This window comes from Vibrio sp., from assembly GCF_038138445.1.
Taxonomy (GTDB): Bacteria; Pseudomonadota; Gammaproteobacteria; order Enterobacterales; family Vibrionaceae; genus Vibrio.
On record NZ_JAYQDQ010000161.1, the window covers coordinates 1 to 3,805 of the forward strand.

Annotated in this window: 1 protein-coding gene; it reads left to right on the forward strand. The window is 41.9% G+C overall.

From position 1 onward, the window contains the following. The first annotated feature begins 322 nt into the window (after nt 1–322). Nucleotides 323–3,475, forward strand: coding sequence for an Eco57I restriction-modification methylase domain-containing protein (locus AAFM34_RS20545; protein ID WP_341666073.1), 3,153 nt, complete (start codon nt 323–325; stop codon nt 3,473–3,475). The last annotated feature ends 330 nt before the right edge of the window (nt 3,476–3,805 follow it).

A 3,805-nucleotide genomic window follows, 5' to 3' on the forward strand; every position in this document is an offset into this window, starting at 1 on the left:
AACGGTTCACTCTTATCGCGGTGAACAGCGCTTCATGCGACTTCACGTCGCACGGGCAAAATTGAGTTACAGCAGTTGCTAAATTAGCAGCATAAGGATTATGTGATGTATTGCAAAAGTATTCTACTTAATAGATGGAAAATCACAATTTTAGGGTACGGTGATATTTCGTAAGCGTACCATACCTCCCGCCTTCTACAAGCCAAGCTCGAATAATAAGACCAAGTCTCCAACTTAAAAACAACACGGATGGATTGCTTACTTTGTCAAACGTGTGTTCTGTGAGATCATGAACATATCTCCCTCTAACATGGAACCAGATATGTACGCAGAACTGTACGAACAGTTAAAAGAGCGCTCAAAAAACTGCGCATTAGAAGAAGAACTTCGTATTGCATGGACTACTACTTTCGACTCTGTTGGTATCGAGTTTCATGCTGAACGGGACAAGAATGATCTCGTTATAAATCAAGTGATAATCGAGCTTAAAAACAAAGGGTACTTCAAGGGAAGAACCACCTCTCATCATTTCAAAAATGCCGTTTATGATCGACTCGACAAGTACATTAGACGAAGAGCAAAAGCTGAGGGGCTGAGCCAAGAAGAGTACACAGGTATCGCCACAGATGGTGATCATATCGTTTTCTGCTTCATGAAAGATGACAAGATTACTCATCAGGACTTAATGCCTTTATCTGAAGTATCAGTAACGAAAGTCCTAAAAGCTCTGCAAAGCAACAAGCGTAGAGCACTTACCAAGCAGAACTTGATTGAGGATTTTGGTCATACATCTTCAGCTGGACGACGACTAATGACCGCCCTATCTAAAGAATTATCACTGCACTTCAATGACAAGAAAAACAACAAGATTAAAATGCTATTCAAGGAATGGCAGACTTTGTTTGGTCAAGTCTCAGGTCTCACGTCTGATCAGGTTAAAAAAATCTCTAAGCAAATTGGGTTTGAAACACCTGAAATGGCTGATGAGAGCGTGTCTGGTTCACTGTTCGTAATCCATACGTACAACGCTCTGGTGATGAAACTACTAGGTGCTGAACTTGTCTCCTATTTAGACCTAACTCAGTACAAAGATTTCTGCGGCAATTTAGCGTCTTTGTCAGATGATGAACTGCTAAAAACAATCGAAAGAGACATCGAAAAAAGCAAGTTATTCGAAACGGTTGGTATCAAAGGTTTTGTTGAGGAAGCTATCTTCTCTTGGTACTTGGATGCAACTGATTACTTTGATAAAAAAGAAATTATAGAGTCTTTAAAAGAAGCACTTGTGCAAGTGTCTTTGTACCGTTTCGATGACTTAACATCAGCACGTTCTAAAGACGTTTTGAAAGGGTTCTACCAAGCACTTGTGCCAGATGTTTTGCGGAAAAGCCTTGGTGAGTTTTATACTCCAGATTGGCTTGTTACTGACACTCTTCAAAGAGCAACAAGTGGTTCATGGCTTGATAAAAAAGTACTAGACCCAACGTGTGGATCTGGCTCTTTCTTGCTTCAAGTCATAGGGATGAAAAGAGAAGAAGCTGAGGCTGCTGGTTTAGATGCTGAAGAAACTGTAGAACTTATTCTTCAAACCGTTTGGGGGTTCGATTTAAACCCACTTGCTGTGCAGGCTGCACGAGTGAATTTCCTTATTGCTATCTCTGACCTTGTTGTTCAGTGTAAAGCAATGAAAGTTGAACTGCCTATTCTGTTGGCGGACAGCGTATACTCTCCAGCGAAGAATCCAAAGGGTAACGAAAAAATCGTTGAATACCGCATCGGTAGTACAACAGCCAACCTACTAATAACCATACCGTCCGATCTTGCGTTTGACCGTATCAAACTTGACTCTGTTTTCTCAATTATGGGTGAATGCGTAGACAACGATGAAGAATTCAATAACGTTGAGTCTCTACTGGTCAGGCGTAAGACCCTATCAAAAGCGCAAGCCGATGAGTGGAAAGAACCATTAGAAGCGACATACAACAGAGTTTTAGAGCTTCATAGAAAAAACTGGAACGGCATCTGGTTCAGAATCATTCGTAACTTTTTCTGGTCTGCGACAGCAGGACAGTTTGATCTTATTGTTGGCAACCCGCCTTGGGTTCGTTGGTCGGCATTACCAATTGACTATCGTGAGAAAGTAAAACCGACTTGTGAAGAGTATGAAATATTCTCCGAGACTAAGTTCCACGGTGGTAATGAGCTAGATATCTCAGGAATGATCACCTACACCGCTTCTGATAAGTGGCTAAAGTTCGGTGGTCAACTCGTCTTTGTTATTACTCAAACGCACTTCCAGTCACCTTCCTCGCAAGGGTTTAGGAGCTTCAAGATTAATGACAAAGCATACTTGCGACCTAATTTTGTCGAAGACCTGAAGAGCTTAAAGCCATTCCCTGACGCAGCGAACAAGACTGTTATTGTTGGGTTTGAGAAAGTACAAGAGCAAACTAACCCTTACCCTGTTCCATACAATGTCTGGCAAGCCCGAAAAGGCTTCAAGAAAGCTATCAAGGAGCACCAATCTTCCGACGAAGTACTTCAGGGAATCGTGCGTCATGAAATGGAAGCCAACCCAGTCGATGAATTCTGCTCTCCTTGGGCTGTGATGGGGATAGGCGAGTTTGCTAAGACTGAGAATATCCGTGGTAAATCCGAGTGGATTAACGGTAGAAAAGGGGTGACAGCTGACCTCAACGGAATCTACATGGTTGAGATACATGATGTAGACCCTAAGCGAAGCCTAGTACAAATCAGAACTAGACCAGAAGCTGGCAAAAAAAATATAGGCCTCGCTAAGCCATTTTGGATTGAACCTGATTTGCTATATCCAATGGTTAAAGGTGCTGCTGATTTCTCAGCTTACAAGTTCGCTCCAAAGCATAACCTCTATCACTTGGTTCCAAATGCTGGCATTACCAAGCAGTTTCTTTTGGATGCTGAAGACCATCTAGAAAATGATCTACGTGAAACATACGATTATTTGAAAACGTATGAAGACTTGCTTCTAGACCGCTCAACCTACAAAGCACGGTTAAGTAAGTACGCCTTTTACCACATCTACAATGTAGGTGCTTATTCATTTGCCCCTTATAAAGTAATGTGGGCTGAACAAAGCGGAACGTTCAAAGCAGCGGTTTGCTCTAGCAAAGAAGTACCGTTGATTGGGGAACGTCCATATGTGCCTGATCATAAAGTTTACTTCGTAGATTGTGAATCAAAAGAAGTCGCACACTACATCTGTGGGTTGCTGAACTGTAGTTTGGTCAAAAACTACATTGAGAGCCATACGATTAGCATTCAGGTTAGCAACGTATTCAAGCACTTAGAGTTACCTAGGTTCAATGAGACGTGTAAAGATTCCGCTCGTCTAGCTGTACTGTCTGCATCATTGCATACAACCGAAGATACCGACGCTTTCGAGGAAATGCTCACAGAATCGAACAATTTGGCAATGGGCATATTAAGCCGATAATCTAAGAGGCGTGGGGAAAACCACGCCTATTCTTTTAGCTCGTAGAAGTAGTGATGCTAAAAGCAAGGGAAGCGCAAGAATCTTGCCTTCCATGATTAGAAATGATTAAGTCAAATTTTGAGTAGGCCAAAATCAAGAGTGTGAAGATAAACGCGGAATGGGGCATTTTCATGTTGCATTCTGCTGTAACACCCTTGGGTAAAACCTTGTTGGCGAGCCTAACCTAATGCCATCAGTTCAGGTGAGAAAAAGTACCTAGAAACTTTAAATGTTTATATGTACTGGTCAAGTCCAACAGGACACTTTTTTTAGAGAGTTTTCGAACTCTAT